The sequence below is a fragment of the Streptomyces sp. NBC_01260 genome, assembly GCF_036226405.1.
GTDB classification, from domain to species: Bacteria; Actinomycetota; Actinomycetes; order Streptomycetales; family Streptomycetaceae; genus Streptomyces; species Streptomyces laculatispora.
This window is the reverse complement of record NZ_CP108464.1, coordinates 7,778,561-7,804,592: the sequence shown is the minus strand read 5'-3', so window position 1 is coordinate 7,804,592 and position 26,032 is coordinate 7,778,561. Positions and strand designations below refer to the sequence as shown.

Genomic DNA, 26,032 nt, shown 5'->3' with positions numbered 1-26,032 from the left:
GCAACCCCCGGTCACAGGCCCGGGAACGGGTCCGCCAGGGAATGGAGCACGTGGTCGGCCTTCGCGGCGTGCAGCTCTTTCGCACCGTAATGGCCGCTTGCGACCCCGATCGCCGTCGCGTTCGCCGCATGCGCCGCCTCAATGTCCAGCGGCGTGTCGCCCACTACGTACACCTCGTCCCGGCCGAGAGCCCGTCCATGCAGCCGGGCAGCCTTTGCGACGGCCGTCCTGGTCACCTCGCCCCGGTCCGGGGAATCCGAGCCATGGGCGCCGAACAGGAAGTAGCGGCCGAGCTTGCCCGGTTCCAACTTCGTCCTGGCCGCGCCCTACATGGCCCCCGACGTCAGCCCCAGGATGACCCCGGCGTCCGCGATCCGGCGCAGCACCTCCTCGGCACCGTCCAGGACCCGGTATCCATCGGACCGCCAGACGTCGTCCGCCAGGTGCGAGAGGTAGGCGGCGAACAACCGGTCCATCTCGTCAGCGCTGGCGTCCCTGCCGAGCACCCCGCGGAATGTCTTCCGGCCGACCTGCGGATCGGTCTCACCAGCCGAGGTGTGCTGACCGATATCGGCCGCCACACCGTGCAGTTGCTCGAACGCCCACGCCCAGCTGCGAGCCCCCGAACCGCCGGTGTGGACCAACGTTTCATCGATGTCGAACAGCACCGCAAGCGGACCCATTTTCACGTCCCTCCATTCCGTTGCCACGCGCGGCAACGGCTTCCTCCTCAGGATGGAGGTGCCGCGGCGCCTCGGCGGGCCCGGGCGGCGATGCCCGGCCGGCGGAAGGGCCGGCTGATCGCGACGCCCGCTGGACGTCGGAACATTGCGGCGCGCCCGCGAACTGGAGGCCATGGGATTCCTGCACATCGCCATCCAGCAGCCCCTCGAACTGAACTGGCAGAGTGCCATCAAGCTCCTCCCGTGACCGACGTCCATCCGGACGCGGCCCGAGAATCAGGAGCAATGCCTAGCCGAGACGATCACCGGACTCGACCGCCGACAACGTACTCGGTCGCGAGAAACTTGACCCCTGCACACTCGTCTTCATGTCTCCCCCTCCGCATCCTTGCTACACGTGCTTGACAGGGGGAACCGGAGTGCAACGGTGCCCACGCCGCTGAAAGACACTGAAAGACGCATCCACGCAGGGAGCCCGGAGCCAATGTCCCTACCCGCAACGCTCGACATGTCTCCGTCTTGGATCCGTTGAGAGGCGTCTGCGTCTGTGCTCGCCGTCTTCTACCCCAATGGTGGGGTATGGGGTGCAGGGGCACCCCATAGGGGAAGGACGGGATGAACAGCCGTTACGGAAGTTGCCAGTCGACCGGCTGGGCCCCCTGTTGCGTGAGCAGATCGTTCGCCCTGCTGAAAGGCCGTGAGCCGAAGAACCCGCGGTCCGCCGATCGAGGCGAGGGATGCGCCGACTCGACGACCGGGTACCGGCCGAGGTGTGAGCGCAGGCTGCGGGCGTCGTTGCCCCAGAGGATCGACACGAGCGGCTTGTCCCGCGCCGCGAGGGCGTGAATCGCCTGCTCCGTCACCGCCTCCCAGCCTTTGCCCCGGTGCGCCCCTGGCTGGCGGGGCGCCGTCGTAAGAACTCTGTTCAAGAGGAGAACACCTTGCTGCGTCCAGGGCGTCAGATCACCGTTGGAGGGCCTTGGCGTACCGACGTCGCGACACATCTCGAGGAATATGTTCTCCAGACTGCCCGGGACGTTTCGCACCTCGGGGGCCACGGCGAAGCTGAGTCCGATGGGCATTCCCGGGGTGGGGTATGGATCCTGTCCGACGATCAAGACTCGGACATCATCGAAGGGCTGCTGGAACGCGCGGAGCACGTTCGGGCCGGCCGGCAGATACGTTCGGCCGGCCGCGATCTCGGCGCGGAGGAAGTTACCCATAGCGCCGACACGTTCGGCTACGGGTTCGAGAGCCTTCGCCCATCCGGGTTCGACAAGCTCGTTCAAGGGTCGTGGTGCCATGACTGGTCAGCTTACTCAACCACGTACCGGAGAAGCCCCCTTGCAGGGCAGCCACCTCCAAGGCGCTACCCTTCGTCATCGAGATCATCAAGCCATTCGAGTAGAGCTCGCAGCCACTCAGCAGGAACGAGGGGGCACGTTGCGTCCAGTGATCAAGCCACTCACTCACCGTCATCACGCCAGGCCGACCTCTCGTCCCGAATGCCCACATCTCGGAACTCCCGCACACGCGGTGGGGCTGAGCTCCTCCGTGGCACCCGGCTTCCGCCCGGCGCCCGGCAGCCTGGAGAACATCTTCCATGAGCTCCACCTGGACCTGGGGCTTCCGCGTCCCTCCAACGGCGATCTGACGCCGTGGGCCGAGCAGGGCGTACTGCTGCTCGGCGACCGCAATCTGGGTCCGTCGCTGGGGGATTTCCCGGCGATCGAGTCCTCGCACCCCTCCCCCGTGTCGGCGGACCGCGGGTTCTTCGGTTCACGGCCGGTCAGCCGGACCAATGAGCTGCTGGAGCGCCGGGGCGCCGAGCCGGTCGACCGGCGGCTGCCGTGACGGCTGCGGCCGGCGGCCCCGGACAACGGGGTGACGCCGGGGAGTACGTCCTCGGGGTGGACTCGGGTGGTTCCGGGCTGCGGGTGGCTCTGGGCACCGCGGGCTCGGACGCCCCCCTGGCCACGGCGGCCTGCGCCGGACCGGTGCGGACCGGGCCCGCCGGTATCGACGCCGCCCATCTGCTGGAACAGCTGCTGCCCACCGTCCGGGAGCTGCTGGCCCGGCACGGCGGCGGAAGCCGGATCGCCGCCGCGGCGATCGGAGCGGCCGGTATGGCCACCCTCGGCGACCAGCTGCGGGCCGAGCTGCCCGTCGCCCTGGCGGACGCGCTCGGTGTGCGACGGCTGGCGCTCGCCGCCGACGCTGTGACCGCGTACGCCGGAGCGGTCGGGCAGCGGCCCGGCGCGGTCGTCGCGGGCGGCACCGGATTGATCGCCCTCGGCACGGATCTGACGCAGTGGCGGCGGGCCGACGGCTGGGGTCATCTGCTGGGCGACAGCGGTGGCGGTGCCTGGATCGGCCGGGCCGGTCTCGATGCGGCGATGCGCGCCCACGACGGGCGGCGCGGCGGGTCACCGGCGCTGCTGGCCCGGCTGGAGGCGGTGTTCGGCCCGGCGCCAGAACTGCCGGGCCTGCTCTATCCGCGTACCGACCGGCCCGCGGTCCTGGCCTCGTTCGCTCCCGAGGTGGCCGCCTGCGCGGCGCACGACCCCGTCGCCGAAGGCATTCTCCGCGACGCCGCCGGACACATCGCGGAGGCGGCCGCCGCCGTGTGCCCGAAGGCCGGGGCGGACGACGAGGAATGCGAAGTGGCGCTGACGGGTGGCTTGTTCCGGATGGGCGACCCGTTGCTCGTACCGCTGCGCGAGGAGCTGGCCCGACAGCTGCCGCAGGCACGGGCGGTCCCCGGTTCGGGTGATCCCCTGATCGGCTCCCTGCGCATCGCGCAGGCGCTGGCCACCGGTGGTCTGCTCCTGCCGCACCATCCGAGGCTGCTCAGCATTCCGTTGTCCGGACCGGATCAACGGCGCGACGGAGGGGTGACAGAGCAGGGCAGTTGACCGGTAAGCCGCCCATCGGATAAATGCGGACAGACAACGCTCGACCGGACCCTCCCCGCGCAGTGGGGTACCCAAAACCAGTAGCATGCGGCGCCATGAGCACCCCCACTGGGCCCGCTTCCGGCCTGCCTGTACGAATGCCGCGACCTCGCCAGTCCGGACGGCACCGCCGCCCGGAGCCCGTGGTCGCACCTGAGGGCGCTGCCGCGCTCGTTCTCGCCGTTCCCGGTACCCCCTCTTCGGCCAGCCGCAGTCTGGCCGAAGAGGTGATCAGCATTGCCCGCTCCGAGCTGCCCGGTCTGAACGCCCTGATCGGTTACCTCGACGGTGACGATGCCGAGTACCCCACTCTTGCCTCCGCGCTCGCACACTCCGCCGCCGAGCGCATCGCGCGCTTCGAGCAGGCGACGGCCGCCGGCCGTGAGGTCGCTCCGCCCGAGGGTCCGGCCGCCGTCGTGGTGCCGCTGCTCGCGGGACCGGACAGCACCCTTGTGCGGCGGATACGCCAAGCGATCACGGACAGCCAGGCACCGGCCGAGCTGACCGATGTGCTCGGCCCGCACCCGCTCCTCGCCGAGGCGCTGCACGTGCGCCTCTCCGAGGCCGGTCTCGCCCGCGCGGACCGTGCGCGGCTGTTCACGGTGGCCACGGCCGCCGACGGCATCGTGCTGGCCACGGTGGGCGGCGAGGAGGCCGTGCAGGCCGCCGGGATCACCGGCATGCTGCTGGCCGCGCGGCTCGCGGTGCCCGTGATGGCCGCCGCACTCGATGTCGAGGGTTCGGTCGCGTCGGTCGCCGCGCAGCTGAAGGACGCCGGCTCGCTCCAGCTGGCGGTCGCCCCGTACCTGGTGGGTCCCGAGGTGGCCGAGGGGCTGCTGGACTCCGCCGTCAAGGAGGCCGGCTGCGCGGCGGCCGAGCCGCTCGGCGCCTACCCGGCGATCGGCAAGCTGGTGATGTCGATGTACACCACGGCGCTCGGCATCGCTCCCCCGGTGGCGCAGGGGGCACAGGTCCACTGATCCGTTCCGCCGGGTGGCCCGGCGGCAGGGTGCGTTCCGCGTCACAGGGGCGGGGCCGGGGGCGACCCGGGCCCCGCCCCTGTGACGCGGACGCGGGCGGTGACCCGGTCGGTCCGCCACCCGCGGGTCACGGACCTCAGGCGAAGATCACGCAGGAGGCCGCAGGAGCCTCCAGGGAGCCTCCCTGTCCCGGAATCCCGGTCTCCGGGTCCACGGTGAACCAGGCGACGTTCCCGGACCGCTCATTGGCCGCGTACAGCCGTCGTCCGGTGGGGTCGAGGGCGAGGTCGCGCGGCCAGTGCCCGCCGCAGCTCACCGTGGTGACCAGGGAAACCTTCTCGCCCGTGGCGTCGAGACCGAGCACGGAAATGCTGTCGTGCCCTCGGTTGGCCACCCACAGGAAACGGCCGTCGTGCGCGACGACGACCTCGGACGGGTAGCTCGCCCCGGCGCTGTCCCCGGTCGCCTCGCCGGGCAGTACGGACGTCTCGCCGAGCGGTTCGAGGACCCCGGCGGCGGCGTCCCAGCGGCACACCGTGACCGTGGGTTCGAGCTCGTTCAGCACATAGGCGTGAGCGCCCCCGGGGTGGAACGCGAGATGGCGCGGTCCGGTGCCGGGCCGCAGCGCGGTCTCACCGTGCAGGCGCAGCACCCCGGTGTGCGGGTCGAGCGCGCAGATCCGTACCGAATCTGTTCCGAGGTCGACGCTGAGCACCCAGTTACCCGAGGGGTCGGGGAGGACCTGGTGGGCGTGCGGGCCCTCCTGGCGGCCGGTGTCCGGCCCGCTCCCCTCGTGCCGGAGCACGCCGGCCGCGGCGCCGAGTGAGCCGTCCGCGAGTACGGGCAGCACGGTGACGCTGCCGGAACCGTAGTTGGCGGTGACCAGCCGGCCGCCCGCGAGTGCCAGGTGCGTGGGGCCGGCGCCGTCCACCGGCTGGGCGGCGCCGATCGGCCGCGGAACGTCGTGGGTGATGTCAAAAGCCGCGGCCGCGCCCTGCTCGGTCTCGCTGACCGCGTACAGGACCGTGCCGCCGGGGCCCCTGCCCCGGCCCAGTACCAGGTACGAGGGATCCGGAACGGCATCCGTCGCGCCGAGGACGGTGAGCGCCCCGGTCTCCTGGTCCACGGCGGCGGCGGTGACTCCCCGCCCGCCCGCCGAGGTGAACGACCCGATGAATGCCCGTCCGGCACCGTTTCTGCTGTCCACCGCACTGCCTTTCTCCGCCGACTGATCACGACAGTGGCGACCGTCGCGATCTTCCGCGGCGACGGTAGCAGTGCGCCCAGGTGGTCTGGACCAAAGGGTACGGGGTCAGGCTGCGACGAGCGGCGACCGTGGCGGGCTGTGCAGGGGCGTGGCCAGTTCGGCGAGCGCGCGTTCCAGGCCGTGCAGGTGGGCGAGGGCGGGTTCCGCCGGGGCGGCGTGCGCCGGAAGACCGACGGCGATCGGGGTGCGGGCCGGCCGCTCGGGGGCGGTCAGCGCTTCCACCGCGCTCTCGACGCGCCAGCAGGCAGCGGCGAGCCGGGCGTCGTGAGAGGCTTCCGGGTCGGCCGCCACGGAGGCCAGTCCACGTACTTCCCGGGCGCACTCGTCCAGCAGGGCGAGCACGTGTGCGGCCCTCGCCCTGCGGGCGCGCAACGGACTCAGCGGGTGCACCAGCGGGGCGAGCGACAGCCGGACGCGCCCCAGGAGCGCCTCCAGCTCGGCGACCCGCGGCGCCGGGTCGGCCGTCGCCGAACCGGAGAGCCGGGCGGCGGCCTCCTCGGTGCAGGCGTGCACGCAGCGCAGGGCCCGCTGGATCCAGGCGTCGGTGGTGGCATGCGTGGTGACCGGCAGCACGAGCAGCACCGCGAGCACCGCGCCGAGCGCACCGACGGCCGTCTCACCGAGCCGCAGGGCCAGCAGGGCCGGGTCGAGCACTCCGAGCGCCCCGTAGAGCGCCCCGGCCATCACCGTCACGGAGAACATCATCCAGGTGTACGAGACCGCGGCGGTGTAGAAGATCCCGAACACCCCGACCGCCACCAGGAGGGCGGTGGGCACCGGAGCCCCGTGCAGCGGCACGACGACGCACAGGCCGACGGGGATGCCGATCAGCGTCCCCAGGACCCGGCGGAAGCCGCGTACCAGGGTTTCGCCGCGCGAGGCGGTGTTCACGAAGACCCACCAGGTCGCCCCCACGGCCCAGTACCAGCGCTGGTCGGAGAGGAGCTGCCCCGCCATGAGCGCGACGGTTCCGCCGGCGGCCGCCTGGATCGCCTGGCGGGTGGTGATCCTCGCCAGACCGGTGCCGCTGACCGGCGCGGGCACGGCGGCCGGGGTCAGCCGGCGTTCGTAGCACCAGAGCCCGAAGCGGACGGCCGAGGAGGCGAGCAGCGAGAGGGCGACCGCCGAGTACAGCTCGGGCAGTTGTCCGGGCAACGTGTGGAGGAACTGCGAGGTGAAGAAGGCCATGAACGCGAACACACCGAGTGCGTGTCCGCGCGGCCCCCACCGCCGGGCGTACACGCCCGCCCCCATGACGGCGAGGAAGGCCGCGCCGCGCGCCACCGGTTGGCCGTGCAGCACGGCGGCGAGCGCGAGCACCGGAAAGCCGACGGCGGGCAGCAGTGCGGTGGTGACGGCCTGGCCGCGGACCGTGGTGTCGGTGACCGTGAACAGGGCGAGCAGCGCGGCCAGGCCACCGGTGACGGCGGCGACGAGCGAGTGGCCGGCGAGTCCGCACACGGCCACCGCGAGGCCGATGCCGAGGACGGCCCGGACGGCGCTGCGCAGCCGCAGCCGCCCCGGGTCCCGGGCCACGAACGCTCTCTTCAGCACGAATGCTCCCCGCCTCTGCCGCCGGCTCGGTGTTCCGGCATGAAAAAGGCGCCGCGGAGGTCCGCAGCGCCATCGACAGGTACATCAGAGCATCCATCGGCCTGTTGGCTCAAATTGAGCTCCAGACGCTGAGCCATTGGCTCGCCATATCGCTCCTTCGAGACACCACTAGCCGACCAACGGACCACCCGATGTCGCGCCCACCGCACATGGGGCCTCCACGGACCACCCCTCGGCGGGACCCCGCAGCAGCCCGCTCAGGACGGTATGGACACGCCTGGTTGACATGACTACGCTCACCCTTGGTCTAGACCGCAGAACTCTCCGGACATCACCCCACATCTCCAGGAGCTACGTATGCGCAGAAGGATCACCTCCTTACTGGCCGGGCTCGGCCTGGCCGGTGCGGCACTGTTCGCCACCTCCGGCAGCGCCCAGAGCCACGGCTACACCGACTCCCCCATCAGCCGCCAGCAGCTCTGCGGGATCGGCACCGTCAAGCACTGCGGGCAGATCCAGTGGGAGCCCCCGAGCGTCGAGGGCCCCAAGGGCTTCCCCACCCGCGGACCGGCCGACGGCCACATCTGCTCGGGCGGCATCGGCCGGTTCTCCGAACTCGACGACCCGCGGGGCGGCGCCTGGCCCGCCACCCAGGTCACCGCCGGTCAGAACTACACGTTCAACTGGCGGATCGAGGCCCGGCACGCCACGACCGACTTCCGCTACTACATCACCAAGGACGGCTACGACCCGGCCAAGCCGCTCACCCGGGCCGACCTGGACCCGCAGCCGTTCCTCACCGTCCCCTTCGGCGGCCGGCTGCCCGGCTCGACCGTGAGCCACTCGGGCGTGCTGCCACAGAAGTCCGGCAAGCACCTGATCCTCGGCGTCTGGACGATCTCCGACACCGGGAACGCCTTCTACGCCTGCTCCGACGTGCAGTTCTGACGTCCCGCCGCCGCCCCGGGCCAGTACGGGACGGCGGCCCGCCGGTGCGCCATTGGTACAGTCGCTGCCCCGACCGACGTACCAGGAGGAGGCCGGCGGACCATGGCGGTGGACGCGCTCGACACCCGGATTCTGCGGCTGCTGATCGAACAGCCGCACACCTCCGTGCGCGAGTACGCACGGATCCTCTCCATCGCCCGGGGCACCCTCCAGGCCCGCATCGACCGGCTGGAACGGGACGGTGTGATCACCGGCAGCGGACCGTCCCTCTCGCCCGCCGCGCTCGGCCACCCGGTGCTCGCCTTTGTGCACCTGGAGGTCACGCAGGGGCATCTCGACGATGTGGGCGAGGCGCTCGCCGCCGTGCCGGAGATCGTCGAAGCCTTCTCGACCACGGGTGGCGGCGACCTGCTGACCCGGGTGGTGGCCCGGGACAACGGCCATCTGGAAGACGTGATCCAGCAGCTGATCCAGCTGCCGGGCGTGGTCAGGACCCGGACCGAGGTGGCCCTGCGCGAGCGGGTGCCGCACCGGCTGCTGCCCCTGGTCGAATCGGTGGGCCGGGCGGCGGCGGGTGGCCCGGAGTGATCAGCGGCTGAGAGCATGGCCGCCATGAACTCATCACGCGCACAGCCCCCTTCGGTCCTCTTCGACCTGGACGGCACGCTGGTGGACAGCGAGCCGAACGCCTACGAGTCGGCGCGGCTGCTGCTGGAGCGGTACGGAGTACCGGACTTCACCTGGGAGCAGAACGCCCGGTTTCTCGGAATCAGCAACCGCGAGGCGCTGACCGTGCTGCGCACCGAGTACGGCATCGCGGCCTCCGTCGACGAGCTGCTGACGGGTCAGGACGCCATCTATCTGGAGCTGGCGCGCACCTCGACCGAGGCCTTCCCCGAGATGCGGGAGTTCGTGGAGATGCTGCACGCGCGCGGCGTCGCCATGGCGGTGGCGTCGGGCTCGCCACGGGCCGCGATAGAGACCGTGCTGAAGGGCACCGGCCTCGGCGCGTATCTCACCGAGTACGTGTCCGCCGAGGAGGTGGCGCACGGGAAACCGGCACCGGACGTCTTCCTGGAGGCGGCCCGGCGCCTCGGCGTCCCACCGGCCGGCTGTGTGGTGGTGGAGGATGCCGCGCCGGGCGCCGCGGCGGCTCGGGCGGCGGGCATGCGCTGCATCGCGGTCCCCTACGTCCCGGCGACGGCCGGCGATCCGGCGTTCGCGGCGGCGGATCTGCTCTTCCCCGGCGGCCAGGGCGAGTTCAGCGCGCAGGCCGCTTGCGCATGGCTGCTGCCCTGATCCGCTCCGACGCCGGCCGACGGTCGTCCGGAGGCCGCGCGCCGGATATCCTGATCTTGCTGCGTGTCCCCCACCCCGTCTGTTCCCGATGAGGTCGCAGCCGCGGCAGTCGAAGCGGTCCTCGGCCCGAGACATTGGATAGGTGTGCGCAGGTGCTGGTTGCTGGTCGGTACCGATTGATATCCGCCATCGGTCGTGGCGGGATGGGCGAGGTCTGGCGCGCCACGGACGAGGTCCTCGGCAGGGCCGTCGCCGTGAAGCTGCTGCTGGGGGAGCACGCCGACGAGTCGGCCACCGCTCGCTTCCGGCTGGAGGCCCAGACCGCCGCCCGGCTGAGCCATCCGCATCTGGTGGCGGTGTTCGACTTCGGGTCCTGGGAGGACCGGCTCTTCCTCGTGATGGAGCTCGTCGAGGGCAGGAGCCTCGCCGATCTGCTGCTGGCTCAGGAACGGCTGGACCCGGAACAGGTCGCCCGCATCGCGGGCCAGGCCGCCGCCGGGCTGGCCGCGGCCCACCGGCAGGGCATAGTCCACCGGGACATCAAGCCCGGAAACCTGATGCTGGACGCGGAGGGCGCCGTCAAGATCGGTGACTTCGGCATCGCCCAGTTCGTCGACGATCCCTCCGCCGCGCTCACCACCACGGGCCACATCGTCGGCACGAGCCTGTACCTCGCACCGGAGCGGGCCCTGGGCCGTACGGCCGACGCCGCGTCCGACATGTACTCCCTCGGCTGCGTGATCTACCAACTGCTGCTCGGTCAGCCGCCGTTCCGCTCGGACACCCCGACCGCCACCCTCTACCAGCACGTGGACACACCTCCCGTGCCACTGCGCCGGCGCGGGGTCGAGATGTCCGCCGCCTTCGACTCGTACCTGCTGGGACTGCTCGCGAAGCAGCCCGAGGACCGGCCGACGGCCCAGCAGGTCGCCGACTGGTTCAACAGCGAGGCCTGGCGGGGGCAGGCGGAGCCGCTGCCGATGCACCGGCCCGCTCCCCCGCGCGCACCGGCCGCGCCCTACGCGCCGCCGCCCTCACCGGCCCCGCACCGCTCCGGGCCCGGTGAGGACTCCGGGGCTCCGACGACCTACCGGCTGCCCCAGGCGGCCGGCGGTCACGGACGGCGCGCGGCGGGCCGGTCCAGGAACGCCCGGCGGCGTACCACCCGCGAGGCGATAAGACGCCGCCCGAGAGTGGCCAGCGCCATCGCGGGCACGGTCGCCTTCCTCGCCGCCGTGTACCTGGGGATGAGCCTGTTCTCCCCCGATTCCAGTTCTGCCACCACCCCGGACGACCTCACCTCGACGAGCGGTGCGGAGTCACCGGCGCCCGAAGAGGGCCGGTAGCCCCGTCCGTTACCAGCGGCCGTGAACCGCCGCGCGGATCCTGCGGTCGTAGAGGTCACGTACCGCGTCGAGCGTCTGCTGCGGCAGCGGCGCCGACGCGGCCGCGGACGCGTTGGCGCGGGCCTGCTCCACCGAACGCGCACCGGGGATCACACTGGTGACGCCCGGCTGCTGGATGATCCAGCGCAGTGCGGTCTGCGCCGGAGTCGCCCCCTGAGAAGCGAGTGCGGCGAATTCGGCCGCCGCGGCCACCCCGGTCGTGTACTCGATACCGGAGAAGGTCTCGCCCTGGTCGAACGCCTCCCCGTGCCGGTTGTACGTGCGGTGGTCCTCCGGGGCGAAGACGGTGTCCTCGGTGTACTTGCCGGAGAGCAGCCCGGAGGCGAGCGGCACGCGCGCGACGATGCCGACACCGGCGGCACGCGCGGCCGGAAGCACCTCGTCCAGCGGCTTGAGGCGGAACGGGTTGAGGATGATCTGGACGCTCGCGACACCGGGGCGGGCGATGGCCGTCAGCGCCTCGGCGCACGTCTCGACACTCACCCCGTAGGCGGCGATCCGCTTCTCGGCGACCAGCGTGTCGAGGGCGTCGTAGACCGCGTCCGAGGAGTAGACGGCGGTGGGCGGGCAGTGCAGTTGCACGAGGTCGAGGGTGTCGACGCCGAGGTTGGACCGCGAGCGGTCGTTCCAGGCGCGGAAGTTGTCCAGGACGTAGTTCTCCGGCACCTGCTCGGCGCGCCGGCCCATCTTCGTCGCGGCGAGGACCCGCGCGTCCGGACGTTCCTTCAGATAGCGGCCGATGAGCTGTTCACTGCGGCCGTCCCCGTACACATCCGCGGTATCGAAGAAGGTGACGCCCGACTCGACGGCCGCGTCGAGCACGCCGAAGGCATCGGCCTCCCGCACCTCGCCCCAGTCCCCGCCGAGCTGCCATGTGCCCTGTCCGACGACCGATACGCCACGTCCGGTCCTGCCCAGTTCGCGCTGCTCCATGAGAATCATGCTACGTCGGTACGCGGGCCGGCCGGGGATCGTTCGACGCGGCCTCACCCGGGGCCCCGGACGGCATCCGGGTCCGGAAGCCGGTGACGGCCTGGTGGCTCCCGTCCGCCACGGCGGCCGACGGCGTGGATCAGCCGGCGTCCTGCCCGAGTTCCGTGAGCAGCCGCAGCTCGGCCTCGGTGAGCCGCAGGGCCGCCGCCGCCACGTTCTCGGTGAGGTGATCGGGGTTACCGGTGCCCGGGATGGCCAGTACGTGCGGGCCGCGCTGGAGCGTCCAGGCCAGCCGGACCTGGGCGGGCGAGGCGTCGTGGGCGCCGGCGACGGCCGACACCGCCTCGCTCTCGGCGGCCGCGGCCGCCCCGGTCTCGCGGCCCTCGCCGGCGATGGCATAGAACGGCACGAACGCGATGCCCTGCTCCCCGCAGATCCGGAGCACTTCGTCGGAGTCCGCACGGCGGGTGGCTATGCCGTACCGGTTCTGCACACAGACGACCGGCGCGATGGGCAGGGCCTCGGCGATCTGGTCGGCCCCGACGTTGGAGAGCCCCAGGTGGCGGATGAGCCCCTCCTTCCGCAGCTCGGCCAGTGCGCCGAACCTGTCGGCGATCGGGGCGGGCCCGTTCATGCGCAGGTTCACCACGTCGAGATGGTCGCGGCCGAGCTGACGGAGGTTCTCCTCGACCTGGCCGCGCAGGTCCTCCGGCCGGGCCCAGTCCAGCCAGTCGCCCGACGGACCCCGGCCGGGGCCGACCTTGGTGGTGATGACCAGGTCGTCGGGGTACGGGCCCAGCGCCCGGTTGATCAGCTCATTGGCCGAGCGCATCGGTGAGAAGTAGAAGGCCGCGGTGTCGAGGTGGTTCACACCGAGGTCAACGGCGCGGCGCAGCACGGCGATGGCCCGGTCCCGGTCGTGCGGGGTGCGGTCGGTGGTGAGCGCCGCACCGTTCTGGGTCAGACGCATGGTGCCGAAGCCCATGCGGTTGACGGTCAGGTCGCCCAGCTGCCAGGTACCGGCGGCCGCTGCGGTGGTTGTTCCCGAAGTCATGGCTGTCGTCTTCCTCGTTGGTGGCGGGCCGGAGTCGGCCACGTGACGGAACATCAGGACGGCTTGCGTAATTGGCTGACAGGTGATACAGTTACGGTGGATGTTTTCGTTGCATGATCATGCAACGCGGGTGCATACTAACCCCGCTCGACGGATCCGTCCACCCCTCTCGCAGCCCTCCGGCGTCCGGCACTCCACGGCGCCGGTCTTTCGCGAGCCGCCCAACCACCGCACCGCCCCCCGGCGTTCCTGTGTGCTCGCTGTGCGATCCCACCAGGGCGACTTGACCAGACTTGCCAACTCCCCTCGAGGCGGCCGCAGTTCGTTGACGAGGTCATGGCGACGTGTGAGTGTTCGGTCGCTCGATCACGGACACCACCTGGGCGGACGGCCGACGGCCGCCGCGTGGGCGGGTGCGTCTCCCCACGCCGCCGCCCGTGATCGAGGTCCCCACGAACCGAGGAGCCTCGATGAAACGCAGACCGATGACGGCCGGGACAACCCTGGCCGTCCTCGCCGGAATGCTGGTCGCCACGAGTGGTCAGTCAGCTTCCGCGGAACCGTCTCCCCCCGCCCCCACCCCGCTCGCGGTTGCTGTGTCGGCCGCCGACCGGGCAGCCGCCAGCGGCCTCGACGCCCTGGCGAAGGGGCCCGAGGAGCGCTACGAACGGCAGAACGTGACCCCCTGGGTCAACGGGCTCTACTCGATCGCCTACCAACGCACCTACCGCGGCCTGCCGGTGGTCGGCGGCGACGCCGTCGTGGTGGCGGACTCCAAGGGACGGGTCCGCGGCGCGCAGTCGGCGGTCTCCCGACGCATCAACGTACCCACCACCGCGACCGTTTCGGCCGGGAAGGCCGAGGCTGCCGCGCGCAAGAAGCTGAAATCCGTGGAGCGGGTGGACAGTCACCGACTGGTCGTCCGGGCCACCGGAAAGAAGTCCCGGCTGGCCTGGGAGACCGTGCTGACCGGCCGCACCGCGAAGGCGCCCAGCCATCTGCACGTCTTCGTCGACGCGGGCACCGGCGCGGTGCTCGACAGCTATGACGATGTCAAGGCCGGAACCGGCAACAGCCAGTGGAACGGGCCCTCCCCGCTGTCCATCAACACCACGTCCTCGGGAGGCAGTTACTCACTTCGTGACCCCGCCAGGCCGGGGCTGAGCTGCGCCGACTACAGCACGGGCAGCGTGTTCACCAAGTCCTCCGACTCCTGGGGCACCGGCAGTGCCTCCAGCAAGGAGACCGGCTGCGTCGATGTCATGTGGGCGGCGCAGCACGAGTGGGACATGCTGCGCGACTGGCTGGGCCGCAACGGTCACGACGGCAACGGCCGCAGCTGGCCGGTCAAGGTCGGGCTGAACGACGTGAACGCCTACTGGGACGGATCCACCATCTCCATAGGCCACAACAACGCCAACCAGTGGATCGGGGCCATGGACGTCGTGGGCCACGAGTTCGGCCACGGCATCGACCAGTACACGCCCGGCGGGGCCAACAACGAGTCCGGTCTCGGCGAGGCCACCGGCGACATCATGGGGGCGCTCACCGAGGCGTACACCAACGAGCCGGCCCCGTACGACGACCCGGACTACACCGTCGGCGAGAAGATCAACCTCGTGGGCAACGGGCCGATCCGGATCATGTACAACCCGGGGCAGATCGGCGACCCGAACTGCTACAGCTCCTCCATACCCAGCACCGAGGAGCACGCGGCGGCCGGTCCGCTGAACCACTGGTTCTACCTGCTGGCCGAGGGCTCCAGTCCCGGCGGCGGCAAGCCGTCCAGCCCGACGTGCAACAGTTCCTCGGTCACCGGCGTGGGCATCCAGAGTGCCGGCAAGGTCTTCTACGGCGGCATGCTGCTCAAGACCAGCGGCATGACGTACAAGCGCTACCGCACGGCCACGCTCACCTCGGCCAAGACCCTCGACGCCACCTGCGTGCTGTTCAACCGGGCGAAGGCGGCCTGGGACGCCGTCAGTGTCCCCGCCCAGAGCGGTGACCCGACCTGCACCCCGAGCGGCAACAACGACTTCTCGATGTCCCTGGACCCGTCCGCCGGCTCGGTGAAGCCGGGCAACTCGGTGACGGCCACGGTCAGGACGACCGTCAGCTCCGGAAACGCGCAGACGGTGAACCTGTCCGCGACCGGTCAGCCGAGCGGTGTGAGCGTCTCCTTCAGCCCCTCCGCCGTGCAGTCCGGTGCGACCTCGGCCATGACCGTCTCGACGACGTCGGCCGCGGCGCCCGGGACCTACACGCTCACCGTGAAGGGCACCGGCACCCAGGACCACACCGCGCAGTACACCCTGACCGTCAATGACGGCGGCGGCACTCCGGGCGGCACGCCTCCGGACATCAGCGTCGCCAATGTGCAGTCCCATCTGTCGCAGCTCAGCACCGTCGCCTCACAGAACGGCGGCAACCGGCGGGCCGGCAGCGCCGGTTACACCGCCTCGCTCGCCTATGTGAAGGGCAAGCTGCAGGCGGCCGGCTACACCGTCAGCGAGCAGACCTGCAGCAGCTGCACCTACGCGGGCAAGAACCTGATCGCGGACTGGCCGGGCGGTCCGACGGACCGGACCGTGATGTTCGGCGCCCACCTGGACAGCGTCAGCGCCGGGCCCGGGATCAATGACAACGGCTCCGGCTCGGCCACCCTGCTGGAGAACGCCCTCACGCTGGCCCAGCAGAACCCGACGATGACCAAGCATGTGCGCTTCGCCTGGTGGAACGGCGAGGAGCAGGGCCTGCAGGGCTCCGCGTACTACGTCGGGCAGCTCAGCTCCGCCCAGCGCAGCGCCATCAGCGCGTACTACAACTTCGACATGGTCGCCTCCACCAACGGCGGCTACTTCATCAACAACCTCAACTCGGCCGCCTCGGCCCCGATGAAGGAGTACTGGGCCTCGCTCGGCCTGGCTCCGGAGGAGAACGTGGAGGGCCAGGGGCGCTCCGACGACTACTCCTTCCAGCAGGGCGGCATCGCCACCTCGGGTTACGCGACCGGCGCGAGCGACACCAAGACCTCGGCCCAGGCAGCCAAGTGGGGCGGTACCGCTGGCCGTTCGTACGACCCGTGCTACCACCAGTCGTGCGACACCACCAGCAACATCAACGCGACCGCTCTCGACCGCAGCGCCGACGGAGTCGCCTACACGCTGTGGAAGACGGCCGTCGGCACCACGGCGCCGGCCGATGACTTCTCCGTCTCGGTGAACCCGGTCTCCGGAAACGTCCAGCCGGGTGCCTCGGCCACCGCGACCGTGTCGACGGCCACCACCAGCGGTTCCGGACAGAGCGTCCGGCTGACGGCCTCCGGTGCGCCGAGCGGGGTCACCGTCTCCTTCGCGCCGGCGACCGTGCCGTCGGGGTCCTCCTCGACGATGACCGTCTCGGCGGGGGCGCAGACCGCCGCGGGCACCTACACACTCACGGTGACCGCAACGGGCACCGCCACCCACACCACCACCTACTCGCTGGTCGTCGGTGGCGGCGGCAACTGCCAGGCACGGCAGGTCGTCGCCAACGGCGGCTTCGAGAACGGCACGGCGCCGTGGACCCAGACGGACGGGGTCATCAACAACCGGACCTCGGAGAAGCCCGCGCACACCGGCACCTACCAGGCCTGGTTCGGCGGCTGGGGCAGCACCCACAGCGACAGCGCCTCGCAGTCACTGACCGTTCCGGCGGGCTGCTCGACGTACAAGCTGTCGTTCTTCGTGCGCACCGACACCGCCGAGTCCGCGGGCGACGCGACCGCCTACGACACGTTCACCGTGAAGCTGGGGTCGCGGACGCTGGCCACGTACTCGAATCTCGACGCGAGCAGCGGTTACGTCCAGCAGAGCTTCGACGTCGGCTCCGCCGCGGGGCAGACGGTGACGCTGGGGTTCACCAGTAAGGAGGACGCCTACCTCCAGACCAGCTTCGTCGTGGACGATGTCGCGCTCGACGTGAGCTGATTTCTCATCAGGGGGCAGGGGCGGGGCGTGATCCACACGCCCCGCCCCCGGCGTTTCAGCGGACCACCGCGGCCAGTCTGCGGACGAAGTCGTCGGTCTCGGACCGGCCGCCGCCGCGGGCGGCCAGTCTGCCGTGCAGCCCGCGCAGTTCCTGGCCGAGCAGTGTCGACGGCGTCACTTCGGTGGTGTCGAGCACCGGACCGGCCACGGCCTGTGCCGCCGGCAGGTCGCCCGCGCAGGCATGGGCGTCGGCCATCCGCGCCAGGAACAGCATCCGGGCCGAGTGCATCCCGGCAGGCAGCAGTCCGAGCGCGGTGCCGGCCGCCGCGACCGCGCGCAGGGCGAACCGGCGGTCCCCGGTGGCCGCCGCGAGATCGCGCAGCGCGCCCGCCGCGCCCGACTCCACCCGCAGGCGCACCGAGGCCACGGAGAGCCAGGGCGCCTCCGTCTCGTCCCGCTCCTCGACCCGGTCCAGCTGGGACCGGGCGCGGTCGATGTGCCTCAGGGTCTGCTGGGCGTCCCCCCTCACCGCATGACCGCGCGCCTGGTACAGATCGCTCATGGCACCCGCCCACGGCCGGCCCGCCGCGGCCTGCCGGATGGCCCCGCCGTACGCCAGCGCCGAAGGCCCGTCGCCCTCCAGCCGGGCCAGGGTGCTCATATCGCTCAGTGCCGCGACCTCGGTCCCCACGTGACCGGCCATGGCGGACCAGAGCAGCGACCGGTCGAGCCAGGCCATCGCGGTGCCGTTACGGCCCCACAACAGCCGCAGGCAGCCGGCCGACTGCGCGTACTCGGCCGCCAGCGGGGCGAGTTGGCGCTGGTAGGGGGCCGCGGGCAGCGCCATCCACCGGAGCATGGCGTGCAGCGTGCGTTCCACGACGGCCGTCGCGCCCGGCCAGGCACGCTCCTCGTCGGCGCGCAGGCAGACGGCGAGCAGGGCGGTCAGCGCGTGCACGGTCTCGGTGTCCAGTGCGGGGTGGGACGAGGTGTCCGGGCCCAGTGCGCAGAAGGCGGCGTGCAGTTCGACGACGTCGGTCAGCGGGGGTACGGCGCAGCCGTCCCGGCCGTGCGCCGGGCAGACGAGTCCGTATGCGGGAAGGCCGGCGGGCAGCTCGGTTCCGGGTGGCAGCATCGCGAGCAGCGCGCCGCCCGCGGGCTCGCCGGGCAGCGGTCCGCGGCGGGCCGGGGTGTCCGCGGGATGCGGAGCGCCGCCCGCCCCGCCCGTGGCTGCCGCGCCTTCCCGGGCCTCGGCCGCCTCGCAGGCGGCGAGCAGGTCGCCGCCCGCCGTCAGCAGGTCGTCCAGCCTGCGGGCCAGGGGCAGCGGCGTCCGGCGGCTGCCGTGCTCGAGTTTGCTGATGGCGGTGTGGTCGTAGCCGACCCGGGCGCCCACCTGGGCCTGGGTCAGCCCGGCCCGCCTGCGCCACTGGCGCAACCGGACCCCGAAGGATCTCCATGCCTCCGCGCCACCGGGGCCCGACGGCGCGGGGCCCATGTCCGCGGTCACCGGTACCACCGTCGCGCCTGGTCAAGGGCGCCGCGCGTGTCACGCTCACGGCTCATGTCCCGGAGGATAGCGAGCACGCGCACCCGCTGTCCCGGGACGGCGGCAAGATGTCCGGTAACAGGCGCGGTGGCCTCCGGTGCCCAGATCCTCCGGCCCGCCACGGGTGCCGCCGGGCAGCGTCGGATTGCGGTGGCAACGGCACGCTTCACCTCGGTCACTCCCTGCGTACGCACCATCATCACCTGAATCGACGCCGCTCCAGATCTGCGGCCGCGGTGCTTTTAAGGCGTGCGGAACTCGGTCAATCGTGAGCTATCCGTCATCAACTCTTGTTCTCAATGTCGCCCGGCGAAGCGGGTGTTGCACACCTATTGACGCGTGGGGAACCAAGGGAGAAGTATCCCCATCGGCCGGAGAGAGCGCTCTCCGACTTCGTGTCGTGCACCCGTACCGCGACTCAGGAGACTTCCCCATGTACGCACCCCCCGTGTTCCACAGACCCGTGCCCTCGACCGGAAGAAGACGCACCGGCGTACTGACCGCCGTCGCCGGTCTCGTCATCTCACTCCTGGCCTTCGTCCCGTCGGCCCCGGCGAGCGCCGCACCCTCGCTGCTCTCCCAGGGCAAGACGGTGACCGCCTCCAGCCAGGAGAACTACGGCACCCCCGCCACCTCCGCCGTGGACGGCGACAACGGCACCCGCTGGTCGAGCGCCGCCGCCGACCCCCAGTGGATCGAGGTCGACCTGGGCTCCGCCGCCTCGGTCAGCCAGATCGCACTGAGGTGGGAGGCCGCCTACGCCAAGAGCTACAAGGTCGAGTTCTCCACGGACAACAGCACCTGGAGCACCGCCTACTCGACCACCACGGGTCCCGGCGGAAACGAGACCCTGAACGTCTCCGGCACCGCCCGCTACGTCCGGCTGACCGGCACCGCGCGGGCCACCCAGTACGGCTACTCGCTCTGGGAGTTCCAGGTCTTCGGCACCACCGGCGGCGGAGGCGGCCCGCAGATTCCCGGCGGCGGCGACCTCGGCCCCAACGTCCTGGTCTTCGACCCCTCGACGCCCAACATCCAGGCCAAGGTCGACGAGATCTTCAAGCAGCAGGAGTCGGCGCAGTTCGGCACCGGCCGCTACGCGCTGATGTTCAAGCCGGGCACGTACAACAACCTCAACGCGCAGATCGGGTTCTACACCTCGATCGCCGGTCTCGGTCTCAAGCCCGACGACACCACGTTCAACGGTGACGTGACCGTCGACGCGGGCTGGTTCAACGGGAACGCCACGCAGAACTTCTGGCGCTCCGCGGAGAACCTGGCACTCAACCCGGTCAGCGGCACCGACCGCTGGGCCGTCTCGCAGGCCGCCCCGTTCCGCCGGATGCACGTCAAGGGCGGGCTCAACCTCGCGCCGAACGGCTACGGCTGGGCCAGCGGAGGGTACATCGCCGACAGCAAGATCGACGGTCAGGTCGGCCCGTATTCGCAGCAACAGTGGTACACCCGCGACAGCTCGGTCGGCAGCTGGGGCAACGGCGTCTGGAACATGACGTTCTCCGGCGTCGAGGGCGCCCCCGCCCAGAGCTTCCCCAACCCCCCGTACACCACACTCGGCAACACCCCGGTCTCCCGCGAGAAGCCGTTCCTCTACCTGGACGGCAACAGTTACAAGGTGTTCGTCCCCGCCAAGCGCACCAACGCACGCGGCGTCTCGTGGAACGGCACGCCGCAGGGCGAGTCCATCCCGCTGAGCCAGTTCTACGTGGTCAAGCCCGGAGCCTCGGCCGCCACCATCAACGCGGCCGTGCAGCAGGGCCTGCACCTGCTGTTCACGCCGGGCATCTACCACGTGAACCAGACGATCAACATCGACCGCGCCAACACGGTCGTACTGGGCCTGGGTCTGGCCACGATCATCCCGGACAACGGGGTCACGGCCATCAAGGTCGCTGACGTGGACGGGGTGAAACTCGCCGGCCTGCTCGTCGACGCCGGTCCGGCCAACTCCCAGGTACTGGTCCAGGTCGGCCCCGACGGCGCCTCGGCCGACCACGCGGCCAACCCGACCACCGTCCAGGACGTGTTCATCCGGGTCGGCGGCGCGGGAGCGGGCAAGGCCACCACCGGCATGGTGATCAACAACGACGACACGATCGTCGACCACACCTGGCTGTGGCGCGCGGACCACGGCGAGGGCATCGGCTGGGAGACCAACCGGGCCGACTACGGCCTCCAGGTCAACGGCGACGACGTCCTGGCGACCGGCCTGTTCGTCGAACACTTCAACAAGTACGACGTGCGCTGGTCCGGCGAGAGGGGCAAGACGATCTTCTTCCAGAACGAGAAGGCGTACGACGCCCCCAACCAGGCCGCCGTCCAGAACGGCAGCACCAAGGGGTTCGCGGCCTACAAGGTCGACGACTCCGTGACCACCCACGAGGGCTGGGGGCTGGGCAGCTACTGCTACTTCAACGTGGACCCGACGATCCGCCAGGACCACGGCTTCGAGGCACCGGTGAAGCCCGGAGTGAAGTTCCACGACCTGCTCGTCGTCTCCCTCGGCGGCCAGGGCCAGTACGAACACGTCATCAACAACACCGGATCACCCACATCCGGGACCTCCACCGTCCCGTCGAACGTGGTGTCCTTCCCGTGACGCCCCTCATGAGATGAACGAACGGCGCGGGGTCCGGCAGCTGCTGCCGGACCCCGCGTCGCCGCCGGTGCGGCCCTATTCAGGTGGTGGCTCCGGCTCGTCAAGTGTCTGTTCGGACCAGATCACCTTGCCGCGCGCGGTGTAGCGGGTCCCCCAGCGCTCGGCGAACTGGGCGACGAGGAACAGCCCCCGCCCGCCCTCGTCGGTCGTCTCGGCGTAGCGCAGATGCGGCGAGGTGCTGCTGCAGTCCGACACCTCGCAGATCAGGGCCCGGTCGTACAGCAACCGCACGGTGATCGGCTCGGAGCCGTAGCGGATGGCGTTGGTGACCAGCTCGCTGAGGATCAGCTCGGTGACGAACCCCTCCTCGTCGAGCCCCTGGTCGGCGAGCCACTGGGTGGCCTCCTTGCGGACGCCCGAGACGGCCGAGGCATCGGGGGCCACCTCCCACTGCACGCGCCGGGCCGGGTCCAGGGTGCGGGTGCGGGCCACCAGCAGAGCGACGTCGTCGCCCGGACGGGTGGGCAGCATGGTCTCCAGCACGTCGTCGCAGGTCTCCTCGGGGGTCCGGTCGCGGTTGGCCAGAGCCCGGCGCAGCTGCTCCAGACTGTCATCGACGTCGCGGTCGCGGCGCTCGGTCAGACCATCCGTGTACAGGACCAGACGACTTCCCTCGGGCACCTCCAGTTCGACCGTCTCGAAGGGCATTCCGCCGATCCCCAGTGGCAGGCCGGCCGGAATCTCGGGAAACTCGACGGTGCCGTCGGGCAGTACCAGGGCGGGCCCGGGGTGGCCGGCCCGGGCGATCGAGCAGCGCCCGGTGACCGCGTCGTAGATCGCGTACAGACAGGTGGCCCCGGTGACCGCGACGCCGCCGTCGGCCTGCTCGTCCTGGTCGATCCGGGCGACGAGCTCGTCGAGGTGGCCGAGGAGCTCGTCGGGCGGCAGGTCCAGCGTGGAGAAGTTGTGCACCGTGGTGCGCAGCCGGCCCATGGTCGCCGCGGCGTGCAGACCGTGCCCGACCACATCGCCGACGACCAGGGCGACCCGCGCGCCGGACAGCGGGATCACATCGAACCAGTCCCCGCCCACCCCGGCCTGCGCCGGCAGGTAGCGGAAGGCGACGTCCAGGGCGTTCTGCTCGGGAACACCGCGCGGGAGAAGGCTGCGTTGCAGGGTCACCGCCATCTCGTGCTCGCGCGTGTAGCGCCGGGCGTTGTCGACGCTGACGGCCGCCCGGGCCACCAGCTCCTCGGCGAACGACAGGTCCTCGGCGGTGAAGGGTTCCTCGTTCTGCGCGCGCCAGAAGTTGGCCATGCCGAGGATGACACCACGCGCGTGCAGCGGTACGGAGAGCAGCGAGTGGAATCCGTACTCCAGGATTCTCGCGGCCTGCTCGGGGTCGGGCTGCCGCCACTGCGAGGACGCGGTCAGGTCCGGCACCATCCAGGTGTGACCGCCGCTGGTGCCGATGACCTCGGGGCCGGTGGGCACGAATCCGATGACGCGGCCGAGCGGGTACAGGGGGTGATCGGTGTCGGCGCAGCAGACGGCTGTGCGGCGCATGTTCATGACCTCGCCGGAAGGTGGCTCCGGTTCCTCCCCGCGCAGTACGGAGTCGGCGAGATCCACCGTCACGCAGTCGGCGAATCCCGGTGCGGCGACCTCCGCGAGCTCACGCGCCGTCGTCGTGACATCGAGCGTGGTGCCGATCCGCGCACCTGCCCGGTAGAGGAGCGTCAGGCGCCCCCGTACGGTCTCCGCCCGGCCGGTGACGACCTGCAGCTCCGTGGTGTCCCGCAGGGTCGCGACGACGCCGGGTGGTCCGCCGCGCTCACCCGTGGGGCGGAGGTTGATGGCCAGCAGCCGGTTGCCCGCCGGCCGCACCTCGTCCGTGGCGACCCGGCCGGAGGCCAGCAGTTCGGCCGTCCGGGGCTCCAGTCCCAGGTCCGTCACCGCGCGGCCTTCGGCGTCGGCGGGCAGTCCGAGGAGCCTTCGGGCCTCGTCGTTGGCCAGCAGCAGCCGGTGGTCGCCACTGATGATGAGGACCCCTTCGCGGACCGCGTGCAGCACCGCGTCGTGGTGCTCGTACATCCGTGTCATCTCGGCCGGGCCGAGGCCGCGGGTCTGGCGGCCCAGGCGACGGCTCACCAGTGCCGCGGCACCCGTCGTGAGGGCCACCGCGGCCACCGCGGTAACGATGGCGAACGGGACGCTCGGTTCGGCCACGGCGTTCACGGTCTCGACAGTGATGCCCACGGACACCAGTCCGGCGACCGAGCCGTTGGGCCGCGTGACGGGAACCGCCGAGACGACCGCTGGGCCGCGGCTCGTGGTGGAGGTCCGGGTGAAGCTGTGACCGGCCAGGGCCTCCTTGTACGGGCCGATTATGTGCTTGCCGATCAGTGCGGGGTCGGGGTGGGTGTAGCGGATCCCGTTGGTCCCGGCCACCACGATGGACCCCACTCCGGTTCGCTCCCGGATGGCCTCCGTGAGCGGCTGCAGTACGGCCGTGGGGTTCCTGCTGTCCAGCGCCACCGCGGTGCCGGGTGCGTGGGCGAAGGCCTCCGCCACGCTCAGCGAACGGGCCTCGGCCTCGTGCGTGCTGTCGCGTCTCCCCTGGAGCACCAGTGCGAGGACCGCGCTCGACACGATCAGCACCACGATCCCCAGCGTCATGAAGAAGACCTGACCGGCCACGGTGCGGGCGCCGAAGAGGGGACGCAGCCTCCGGACCGGTGAGGACCGCTTCACGTCCGGTTCGGAGGTGGCATGCTCGTCACCGCCCGGGCGTCCGCCATCGTGTCGATGCGGCCGCCGGGCGGAGCGGTGAAACCACGCCCGGAACCGACCTGTACCACACACATCTTCAGGTTTAACACGGATTGCCGGGGTCGGAACGCGGAGCGGGTCCTACCGTGTGGGACCGGGCTCCCCGCCCGGGAGCCGGTGGAGGCGTTCCGACCGGGTGATGCGGCCCCCGCCCGGTGCGCACCCGTCCACCGGCGCGGCAACCGCCGGGCATGACCGGATCGTCGCCGTCGTGGTGACGGGCGCGGGGTTCGCCGACGCGGGCCACGGGCCGCCGGAGCAGGCCGGCAGCGGTTACGGAAAGCGATCACCGGCCCGCGGGGGTGTGAACGGCCTACCGCCGGGCATAGGTCGGGTGACCGACAGGAGGTGGTGGCAGTGGGCCGCATCAGGGTTGTCAGACGTCCCCAGCTTCCGTCACGGCCGCCGCCGCTCGATCTGCGTACTCCGTCCGGGCGTCCGCTGCCGTACTGACTCCGTCGTCGTCCTTCCGTCGTCCTCGGGGCCGCACTCCGTGCGGCCCCGATCTGTGTTGCGGCGGCTACGCCGAACGGGCCGAGAGCCCACACACCTCGCACTCATGATCACCCTGCCGCGGAGCGGCGCGAACCGGCAGGATGTCGGTGTACAGGGCCGCCTTCCCCGGCGGCTCCGGCCGTCCCAGGAAAGGGTTCCCGATGCGGGAAGCGCACGCAGACCAGTCCCTGCCGGACGAACAGCCCGCCGGCCGGTCCGAGGAGGCCCAGGTGATCGTGGTGGGGGCGGGACCGGCCGGCTCGTCCGCCGCCTTCCACCTCGCCCGAGCGGGCGTGGACGTGCTGCTTCTGGAGAAGTCCGGCTTCCCCCGGGAGAAGGTGTGCGGGGACGGCCTCACGCCGCGTGCGGTGCACCAGCTCATCCGGATGGGCATCGACATCGACGCACCGGGCTGGACGCGGTCGCGCGGGATGCGCTGGGTGACCGGGGACCGGCAGGTGCAGATCGACTGGCCCGCGCTGGGCGGCTACCCGGACTTCGGTCTCACCCGCAGCCGTCACGACTTCGACGACATCCTGGCCCGCCATGCCGTTGCCGCCGGGGCCCGGCTGCGCACCGGCGTGAAGGTGACCGAGCCGGTGACCGACCGGGCCGGACGGATCACCGGCGTGAGCGCGGTGTCCGGGAAGGCGCCGCCGGTGGTGCACCGGGCGCCGGTCGTCATCGCCGCCGACGGCGCCTCCGCCCGGCTCGCCCTCGCGATGGGGCTGCAGCGGGACACGAAGCGCCAGATCGCCACGGCGGCCCGCCGCTACTACCGCAGCCCCGAGCGTTCCCGGGAGGAGTTCCTGGAGCTCTGGGCCGACCTCCGCTTCCCCGGGAGCGACCGCTTCCTGCCGGGGTACGGCTGGATCTTCCCGATGGGTGACGGGCGCGTCAACGTGGGACTCGGCGCGATCCCGCACCGCCGGCACGGCAAGCCCGATCTACGGGCCACGCTGGACCAGTGGCTGGCCCGTACACCTCCCGAGTGGGGGCTCCGTGAGGACAATGCCGAGGGGCCCGTCCGCAGCGCGGCGCTGCCACTGGGCCTCAACCGTCATCCGCTGTACACCCGGGGCCTCCTCCTGGTCGGCGACTCCGGGGGCATGATCAGTCCGTGGAACGGTGAGGGCATCGGTCAGGCGCTGGAGGCCGGGGAGGTCGCGGCGCAGAGTGCCGCGCTGGGCCTGGCCGTGCCCCCGGGCCCGCGGCGGGAACGGGCGCTGCACCACTACCCGGTCGAGATGAACCGGCGCTGGGGGCGCTACTACCGGCTCGGCAACACGGCCGCCGATCTCGTCTTCAGCCGGTCGGGGTTCCAGCCGATCCTGAACCGGTACGTGATGGGCTCGCCCTTCCTGCTCAACACGCTGGCCCGACTGCTCAGCAATCTGACGGACAACCCCTCGCGCGATGTGATCGACCATGTCCTCAACACCGCGGTGCGTCTCGTTCCCGCCCCGAACGCACGCCGGCGCTGAGGGCGGGCTGCC

The 26,032-nt window shown here is 71.3% G+C and carries 18 protein-coding genes and 1 pseudogene; 10 read left to right on the top strand and 9 right to left on the bottom strand.

Going from position 1 to position 26,032, the window contains the following annotated elements; translation table 11 throughout:
• Positions 1–11: 11 nt before the first annotated feature.
• The 3 genes from OG322_RS34675 to OG322_RS34665 form a co-directional block, all read right to left on the bottom strand.
• A complete protein-coding gene (locus OG322_RS34675) occupies positions 12–308 on the bottom strand; it encodes an HAD hydrolase-like protein (protein ID WP_206432485.1) in 297 nt (98 codons plus the stop codon).
• A gap of 18 nt (positions 309–326) precedes the next feature.
• Positions 327–683, bottom strand: a complete 357-nt coding sequence (locus tag OG322_RS34670) for an HAD family hydrolase (RefSeq protein WP_206432484.1) — start codon at positions 681–683, stop codon at positions 327–329.
• A 626-nt stretch (positions 684–1,309) separates the two neighbouring features.
• Positions 1,310–1,987, bottom strand: coding sequence for a uracil-DNA glycosylase (locus OG322_RS34665; protein ID WP_123467614.1), 678 nt, complete (start codon positions 1,985–1,987; stop codon positions 1,310–1,312).
• A gap of 217 nt (positions 1,988–2,204) precedes the next feature.
• Between OG322_RS34665 and OG322_RS34660 the strand changes: the two are divergent.
• The 3 genes and pseudogenes from OG322_RS34660 to OG322_RS34650 form a co-directional block, all read left to right on the top strand.
• Positions 2,205–2,537 (top strand): annotated as a pseudogene (locus tag OG322_RS34660) (uracil-DNA glycosylase); the annotation flags it as partial.
• Positions 2,534–3,598, top strand: coding sequence for an N-acetylglucosamine kinase (locus OG322_RS34655; RefSeq protein WP_260147316.1), 1,065 nt, complete (start codon positions 2,534–2,536; stop codon positions 3,596–3,598). The pseudogene OG322_RS34660 and the gene OG322_RS34655, both read left to right, overlap by 4 nt.
• A 95-nt stretch (positions 3,599–3,693) precedes the next feature.
• Positions 3,694–4,617: a sirohydrochlorin chelatase gene (locus OG322_RS34650; protein ID WP_123467618.1), complete on the top strand. Its 924-nt coding sequence runs from the start codon at positions 3,694–3,696 to the stop codon at positions 4,615–4,617.
• Positions 4,618–4,753: 136 nt separating this feature from the next.
• Here OG322_RS34650 and OG322_RS34645 read toward each other — a convergent pair whose 3' ends face one another.
• Both OG322_RS34645 and OG322_RS34640 read right to left on the bottom strand, forming a co-directional pair.
• A complete protein-coding gene (locus tag OG322_RS34645; protein WP_123467620.1) occupies positions 4,754–5,824 on the bottom strand; it encodes a lactonase family protein in 1,071 nt (356 codons plus the stop codon).
• Positions 5,825–5,929: 105 nt separating this feature from the next.
• Positions 5,930–7,438, bottom strand: coding sequence for an FUSC family protein (locus tag OG322_RS34640; protein ID WP_329307416.1), 1,509 nt, complete (start codon positions 7,436–7,438; stop codon positions 5,930–5,932).
• 357 nt (positions 7,439–7,795) lie between these two features.
• Between OG322_RS34640 and OG322_RS34635 the strand changes: the two genes are divergently transcribed.
• The 4 genes from OG322_RS34635 to OG322_RS34620 all read left to right on the top strand — a co-directional run bounded on the left by OG322_RS34635 (position 7,796) and on the right by OG322_RS34620 (position 11,031).
• A complete protein-coding gene (locus OG322_RS34635; protein WP_123467624.1) occupies positions 7,796–8,386 on the top strand; it encodes a lytic polysaccharide monooxygenase auxiliary activity family 9 protein in 591 nt (196 codons plus the stop codon).
• Positions 8,387–8,488: 102 nt separating this feature from the next.
• Positions 8,489–8,974: an Lrp/AsnC family transcriptional regulator gene (locus tag OG322_RS34630; protein ID WP_123467626.1), complete on the top strand. Its 486-nt coding sequence runs from the start codon at positions 8,489–8,491 to the stop codon at positions 8,972–8,974.
• 24 nt (positions 8,975–8,998) lie between these two features.
• Positions 8,999–9,685: an HAD family hydrolase gene (locus OG322_RS34625; protein WP_123469586.1), complete on the top strand. Its 687-nt coding sequence runs from the start codon at positions 8,999–9,001 to the stop codon at positions 9,683–9,685.
• A gap of 203 nt (positions 9,686–9,888) precedes the next feature.
• Entirely contained in the window at positions 9,889–11,031 is a 1,143-nt protein-coding gene (locus OG322_RS34620) for a serine/threonine-protein kinase (RefSeq protein WP_241200492.1), read from the top strand.
• 9 nt (positions 11,032–11,040) lie between these two features.
• Here the strand turns inward: OG322_RS34620 and OG322_RS34615 are convergent, their stop codons facing one another.
• Together OG322_RS34615 and OG322_RS34610 are read right to left on the bottom strand one after the other, a co-directional pair.
• Positions 11,041–12,033 carry an aldo/keto reductase gene (locus OG322_RS34615; protein WP_329307415.1) on the bottom strand — a complete coding sequence of 331 codons (993 nt, stop codon included), beginning with the start codon at positions 12,031–12,033 and terminating at the stop codon, positions 11,041–11,043.
• 130 nt (positions 12,034–12,163) lie between these two features.
• On the bottom strand, positions 12,164–13,078 hold the full coding sequence (locus OG322_RS34610; RefSeq protein WP_329307414.1) for an aldo/keto reductase: 915 nt from the start codon (positions 13,076–13,078) through the stop codon (positions 12,164–12,166).
• A 485-nt stretch (positions 13,079–13,563) separates the two neighbouring features.
• Here OG322_RS34610 and OG322_RS34605 point away from each other — a divergent pair, with 485 nt between their 5' ends.
• Positions 13,564–17,046 (top strand): M28 family peptidase, encoded by a 3,483-nt coding sequence (locus OG322_RS34605; RefSeq protein WP_329307800.1) that lies wholly within the window; start codon positions 13,564–13,566, stop codon positions 17,044–17,046.
• A gap of 55 nt (positions 17,047–17,101) precedes the next feature.
• Here the strand turns inward: OG322_RS34605 and OG322_RS34600 are convergent, their stop codons facing one another.
• On the bottom strand, positions 17,102–18,553 hold the full coding sequence (locus tag OG322_RS34600; RefSeq protein ID WP_241200450.1) for a helix-turn-helix domain-containing protein: 1,452 nt from the start codon (positions 18,551–18,553) through the stop codon (positions 17,102–17,104).
• Positions 18,554–19,025: 472 nt separating this feature from the next.
• Here OG322_RS34600 and OG322_RS34595 point away from each other — a divergent pair, with 472 nt between their 5' ends.
• Positions 19,026–21,209 (top strand): discoidin domain-containing protein, encoded by a 2,184-nt coding sequence (locus tag OG322_RS34595; RefSeq protein ID WP_123467636.1) that lies wholly within the window; start codon positions 19,026–19,028, stop codon positions 21,207–21,209.
• 75 nt (positions 21,210–21,284) lie between these two features.
• Here OG322_RS34595 and OG322_RS34590 read toward each other — a convergent pair whose 3' ends face one another.
• Positions 21,285–23,888: a SpoIIE family protein phosphatase/ATP-binding protein gene (locus OG322_RS34590; RefSeq protein ID WP_123469590.1), complete on the bottom strand. Its 2,604-nt coding sequence runs from the start codon at positions 23,886–23,888 to the stop codon at positions 21,285–21,287.
• Positions 23,889–24,697: 809 nt separating this feature from the next.
• Here OG322_RS34590 and OG322_RS34585 point away from each other — a divergent pair.
• Positions 24,698–26,020: a geranylgeranyl reductase family protein gene (locus OG322_RS34585; protein WP_241200449.1), complete on the top strand. Its 1,323-nt coding sequence runs from the start codon at positions 24,698–24,700 to the stop codon at positions 26,018–26,020.
• Positions 26,021–26,032: the final 12 nt, after the last annotated feature.

Coding starts and splice junctions, on each gene's coding strand:
- OG322_RS34670 (WP_206432484.1), bottom strand. CDS start 683: ATGGGTCCGCTTGCGGTGCTGTTCGACATCGATGAAACGTTGGTCCAC.
- OG322_RS34665 (WP_123467614.1), bottom strand. CDS start 1,987: ATGGCACCACGACCCTTGAACGAGCTTGTCGAACCCGGATGGGCGAAG.
- OG322_RS34650 (WP_123467618.1), top strand. CDS start 3,694: ATGAGCACCCCCACTGGGCCCGCTTCCGGCCTGCCTGTACGAATGCCG.
- OG322_RS34635 (WP_123467624.1), top strand. CDS start 7,796: ATGCGCAGAAGGATCACCTCCTTACTGGCCGGGCTCGGCCTGGCCGGT.
- OG322_RS34630 (WP_123467626.1), top strand. CDS start 8,489: ATGGCGGTGGACGCGCTCGACACCCGGATTCTGCGGCTGCTGATCGAA.
- OG322_RS34625 (WP_123469586.1), top strand. CDS start 8,999: ATGAACTCATCACGCGCACAGCCCCCTTCGGTCCTCTTCGACCTGGAC.
- OG322_RS34620 (WP_241200492.1), top strand. CDS start 9,889: ATGGGCGAGGTCTGGCGCGCCACGGACGAGGTCCTCGGCAGGGCCGTC.
- OG322_RS34615 (WP_329307415.1), bottom strand. CDS start 12,033: ATGATTCTCATGGAGCAGCGCGAACTGGGCAGGACCGGACGTGGCGTA.
- OG322_RS34610 (WP_329307414.1), bottom strand. CDS start 13,078: ATGACTTCGGGAACAACCACCGCAGCGGCCGCCGGTACCTGGCAGCTG.
- OG322_RS34605 (WP_329307800.1), top strand. CDS start 13,564: ATGACGGCCGGGACAACCCTGGCCGTCCTCGCCGGAATGCTGGTCGCC.
- OG322_RS34595 (WP_123467636.1), top strand. CDS start 19,026: ATGTACGCACCCCCCGTGTTCCACAGACCCGTGCCCTCGACCGGAAGA.
- OG322_RS34590 (WP_123469590.1), bottom strand. CDS start 23,888: ATGACGCTGGGGATCGTGGTGCTGATCGTGTCGAGCGCGGTCCTCGCA.
- OG322_RS34585 (WP_241200449.1), top strand. CDS start 24,698: ATGCGGGAAGCGCACGCAGACCAGTCCCTGCCGGACGAACAGCCCGCC.